This is a genomic window from uncultured Leptotrichia sp., assembly GCF_938036635.1.
Classification (GTDB): Bacteria; Fusobacteriota; Fusobacteriia; order Fusobacteriales; family Leptotrichiaceae; genus Leptotrichia; species Leptotrichia hongkongensis.
Map to the genome: position 1 here is coordinate 1 of NZ_CALHQO010000381.1, position 5,233 is coordinate 5,233.

At 29.6% G+C, this 5,233-nt stretch carries 7 protein-coding genes; all 7 read right to left on the bottom strand.

What is annotated here, in order from left to right; genetic code table 11:
- Positions 1–1,299, bottom strand: a 1,299-nt coding sequence (gene eno, locus Q0370_RS07645; protein ID WP_299574191.1) for a phosphopyruvate hydratase, incomplete at its 3' end; no start/stop codon positions are given.
- 105 nt (positions 1,300–1,404) lie between these two features.
- A complete protein-coding gene (locus Q0370_RS07650) occupies positions 1,405–1,536 on the bottom strand; it encodes a hypothetical protein (protein ID WP_299574194.1) in 132 nt (43 codons plus the stop codon).
- 25 nt (positions 1,537–1,561) lie between these two features.
- The gene (locus Q0370_RS07655) at positions 1,562–1,759 is read right to left on the bottom strand and encodes a hypothetical protein (protein ID WP_299574197.1); all 198 of its coding nucleotides are present in this window, start codon (positions 1,757–1,759) and stop codon (positions 1,562–1,564) included.
- Positions 1,760–1,791: 32 nt separating this feature from the next.
- On the bottom strand, positions 1,792–2,043 hold the full coding sequence (locus Q0370_RS07660; protein ID WP_299574200.1) for a hypothetical protein: 252 nt from the start codon (positions 2,041–2,043) through the stop codon (positions 1,792–1,794).
- A gap of 15 nt (positions 2,044–2,058) precedes the next feature.
- A complete protein-coding gene (locus Q0370_RS07665; RefSeq protein WP_299574203.1) occupies positions 2,059–2,937 on the bottom strand; it encodes a hypothetical protein in 879 nt (292 codons plus the stop codon).
- A 54-nt stretch (positions 2,938–2,991) separates the two neighbouring features.
- Entirely contained in the window at positions 2,992–4,647 is a 1,656-nt protein-coding gene (locus Q0370_RS07670; RefSeq protein ID WP_299574206.1) for a bifunctional UDP-sugar hydrolase/5'-nucleotidase, read from the bottom strand.
- Between the two features lie 111 nt (positions 4,648–4,758).
- Entirely contained in the window at positions 4,759–5,160 is a 402-nt protein-coding gene (locus tag Q0370_RS07675; RefSeq protein WP_299574208.1) for a MazG nucleotide pyrophosphohydrolase domain-containing protein, read from the bottom strand.
- Between the last annotated feature and the right edge of the window lie 73 nt (positions 5,161–5,233).

Consider the following 5,233-nt stretch of genomic DNA (forward strand, 5'->3'; position numbering starts at 1 on the left):
GATGTTGTAGAATGCTTTTTTACCTTCGTAAACAGCTTCTTCTGCCAAGTCATCTTCGATTCTTAATAATTGGTTATATTTAGCCATTCTGTCTGTTCTTGATGCAGATCCTGTTTTAATTTGTCCTGCGTTTGTAGCAACTGCGATATCAGCGATTGTATCATCTTCAGTTTCTCCTGATCTATGAGATACTACTGCAGTATATCCAGCTTTTTTAGCCATTTCAATTGCATCCAATGTTTCTGTTAAAGTACCAATTTGGTTTACTTTAATTAGGATTGAATTAGCAATTCCTTTTTTAATTCCTTCAGCCAATCTTACTGTGTTAGTAACGAACAAGTCATCCCCTACTAATTGAACATCTTTTCCAATTGCATCAGTTAATTTTTTGAATCCATCCCAGTCATCTTCAGCAAGTCCATCTTCAATAGATACGATTGGGTATTTAGAAGTTAAATGTTTGTACCATTCAACCATTTCATCTGAGTTTCTTACAACTCCACCTTCTCTTTTGAATGTATAAGTATAAGATCCGTCTGCATTTTTAGTTGCAAATTCTGATGAAGCAGCATCCATTGCAAATGTAATATCTTCCCCTAATTTGTATCCAGCAGCTTCTACTGCTTGAGAAATTACATCTAAAGCCCCTTCAGTTCCATTAATGTTAGATGGTGCGTATCCACCTTCATTTCCTACGTTAGTAGAATCTCCGTTTGCTTTTAAGATTTTTCCTAAGTGGTGGAAAATTTCAGAACCCATTCTTAATGCTTCTTTGTATGTTTTAGCTCCTACAGGTTGTACCATGAATTCTTGAACGTCTACTGCTGAATCAGCATGTGATCCACCATTTAAGATATTCATCATTGGTACTGGTAATTCTTTAGCGTTTACTCCACCTAAATATCTATATAAAGGTATACCTAATTGATTAGCTGCTGCTTTTGCCACTGCCAATGATACACCTAAGATTGCGTTAGCTCCTAATTTACCTTTGTTAGGTGTTCCATCTAACTCAATCATAGCTTTATCAATAGCTACTTGGTCTAAAGCGTCAAATCCGATTAAGTGCTCAGCAATAACTTTATTTACATTTTCTACTGCTTGTAATACACCTTGTCCTAAATATCTAGATTTGTCACCATCTCTTAATTCAACTGCTTCATGTTCTCCAGTTGATGCTCCAGATGGTACAGAAGCTCTTCCCATTGCTCCACCTTCTAAGTAAACTTCAACTTCCACAGTTGGATTTCCTCTTGAATCAAGTATCTCTCTTGCATAGATATCTTCAATTCTAGTCATTTCTAATTACCTCCGTAAATTTATTTATTATAATATTTCTCAACTACAATTATATCACAATGTGTACCGATTTTCAAAACAAAATTTCAATTTTTTCCAAAAAATTTAATAAAACTTGTTAAATTTCAACAAATAAAAATGTTCCTGTTTTGTCATTCCAAATTTTAAAGTGCTTATAATACTTTCTACATAACTTTTTTCAAATTCTGAATTTCCAAATATAAACGTTGAAAACATCAACATTATTGCTAACAAAATTTATTTATAATTCTTCCAATAATTTTTTGTGACTTTTCCCAAGTAAATTATCCAATACTCTATAAAATTCTTCATTTTTTACAGAAGTTTCAAAAGAATAATGTTCATTTTTATCGTAAATTACAATCTTACTCTTAGGGTAATAATCCCTAACAACAACATTTTCATCTGGTTTTTTAATTCCATTTACTATCTGTTTCATTATTTTATTTTTTTGTTTATAGTCTTTTAAAACTAAGACAATTTTTTTGAATAGTTTTTTTCCTCATTTAAATAGGAAATACTGCAATTTAGTTCTATGCATTCAAGATTCCATTCATAATATACTGAACTTGCTTCTCCCATAAAAGATTCCTTATGCTTGAAATCATAGTTTTTACTAAAATCCAATTTTTTTAAATCTTTATTGCTGTATTTCTTTCTATCAAATTTTCCACAAGAAATAAATATCAAGATTAAACATATAAATAAAAATATTTTTTTCATATTCAATTTTCTCCACTACATCTCATTCAAATATTTATCCAGATAATCTACATCTTTTGCAGTTGCTTTCTTTATTTCCTTAGAAATATAGGTGCTTTCCAGCTTCTGTTTATTTTGTTCACGCAACTTTTTATTTGCAATTTCTTCATTTATCATCAAAACATTTAATAATAGCAATGTTTCTTTTCGGCGGTTATATTCACGAACTTCATTTGATACATTGGCATTTACGACATTGTTTATGTATTCTGAAACTGCTTTTTCGATTTTGCCGTCATTATAGTATTTTCTCACTTCTGTTAATGTGTAAGTCAAATTCATTGAATAAACTTCTTCATCTGTCATTCCAAGCTGTCTTTTTACATCTTCACTTTTTAATAAATTTAAAACTTTCTTTATTTGAATCTGTCTACTATTTTCATCTGCAATGTTAAATATTTTTACAATTTCCATAATAGGAGTATTGTTATACTTTTTTTCTAGTTCTTTATAATAGCTATCACTTTTATCTTTTTTTCCAATTCCACGATAATACACCATTTTTGCAAATAATTTTTCATACTCATAAGGAGTGTATTTTGTGAATAAATCTAAATATTTTTCATAACCTTTTCCGATTTTAGACTCATAAATTGTGATAATATCTTCTGATACAATGTAATTTCGCTCATCTTTTTTCAAGATGGCAAGTAGTTTATTCAATTTTTCCCCAATTACAGTTTCATCATTTTCAAAAGCCACAATATCTCTTATTTCATAATCAATTTTTTTTGTTTCATCAATTATTGCCTGCTTTATTCCTATTTTTGAAAGATTTTCCTGAATCTGCTCCTTTCTTGTGTAAGCAAAGCTCAGACTGCTTAACAGTAAAAATGCTATTGTTAATTTTTTCATAAATTGTTCTCCATTTTTGTATTTTTTTATTTTTATTCTTTCAGCAAATCTAAATTATAATCCAATTATTTCCCAGTTATTATGACTCTTTCCGTCAATTACACCATTTTTTACATTTCGAATATAGTCAATCATCATATTTTGGATAGTTCCCTTTATATTTCCAATTGCTTCTTTCGATGCCCATAAAACTGGAATTTCCTGTCCGTCAAAAATACCGCCTTTTCTAGCCAGCTGTTCAAACCTATAGGCATTCATTCCAACTTTTAATTTCATTTCAGGCGTTACTTTAGTCCCGTTAACTAACATCAGATTAGTAATTTTATTCCCTTTTTCATTTCTTAAATCAATTTTATATTTCACCCCGCCAAAAATATCAAATGTTACATATTTCCCGTTGGCACGTTCTGGATTATAATGATACTCAGTATCTCCAGGCCGAATTGTATCAAAATAGTCAGCAGACCATTCCATATAGTCTTTTAGCTGTTTTCCTGTCATTTCATAAATTGTAACATCTCCACCTGTGTAACGATAGTTGTAAACTATGTCTTTTCTCTTAATTTCCCCTTTATCCAGTTTTACATTTTCATAATTGTATGCAAATGAAACGACATCTGCCCCGCTGTAATAAAGCTCAACATCAGTTATAAATGATGACAGTCCTGTATCTTTAGCAAAAGCTGCTGACACACCGTAATATTTTTCTTTGGGAACCATATCATTTAGCGTATTTCCTATTTTTTCATTTGCAATTCTGCAAAGCCTATTGTGAAAAGGTTTATAAATCTCTTCAATTTTTTTATCAGGCTCTTCATCTTTTACAGGAATAGTCATAGAATCTTTACTTATTAATTTAATATTTTCATCCAATACTTCAAATTTTAGGTCTACTTCTGAAATAACAGTTCCATATCTATGAGGCTCTGTAATAAGAACACCATTAATTATTTTCTTTGGTATATTCTGATGCATATGTCCAGCTACAATTACATCAATTTCAGGTACAGCGTTTGCTAAATCTCTTACCCCAGTTTCAGGAATTCCATTTTCATTTTCAATGCCCATGTGAGCTACTACAACAATAGCGTTTGCACCTTCCTTTTTAAGTCTTTTTACTTGTTTCTGAGTTTCCTTTATAGGCGACACAAAATAAAAATCCTTCAAATAGCCAGTATCTTCTTCAAATTGTGCTGACATTGGAGTTGATAATCCAATAATTCCAATCTTCACGCCATCCTTTTCAATAATTGTGGAAGCATCTAAATATCTGCTTTTATCTTTTGAAAAATTGGTATCATTTTCACTATTTTCATTGTAATACAAGTTGGCAGTTAATTTTTTACATTTCATATCTCGCAAAATATTTGATAAAATTGGCATCCCAAAGTTAAATTCATGATTTCCTGGTACAAAAATGTCATATTTCATATAATTTAACATCTCTGGAATGGGGTGTTTTGGTGCCATTGCAAATTTTTCTATCCAATTATCCTGAATTGCATCCCCAACTTCAACCAAAATTACATTTTTATTCTTTTTTCTAATTTTTTTCACCAATGTTGAAATCTGTGCATAAGAACCTGACCTATCCTCTTCATCAGCTGCATAGTTCCAAGCAAGCACTCTACCATGAACATCACTTGTTCCCAATATTTTTATACTTACTTCCCTTTTTTTTAAAGAAGTGTCCGTATTTTTTACTGTCATTCTATATTTCCTTTTCTTTTATAAATATTTAAAATTTTTTTACAATACTCAAGTCTTTCAAAAAAAAACAAATAAAATATTTATTTAAGCAGATATTCCTACTTCATAATTTTATTTTTTCAAGCTTTTCCATTTTTCTCTAGCTTCAAAAATTGAAAATTCCCTGTCATATTTTATTTCATTTACTTCATCTTTTATATAAAAAATCTTTTCCAAATCAATTTCATAATCATTAGCAATTGCAATAATATAATAAAAAACATCGAATACTTCCTCTTCAATAGTTCCTTTTATGTTTTTCCCATCATATCTCACATTTTTTCTAATATTTTCCGCAAGTTCCCCAAATTCTTCTATTAATTTCAAAATAAGCCTTTGTCCATTTTCCTTTTTATTCTGTTTAATTTTATTATCCTTTGTTTCATCCAGAGTTCCTTTTTCTATTCTTTTTATCAAATACTGCACTTCTTTAAGTGTCATATCATCACTATTTTTATTTTTTTTACTATCCATAACTCAAATTACCTCCTTTTTTTATATTTCTTATTTAACATTATTTTTATTTCTTGAATTTATCTTTTATTTT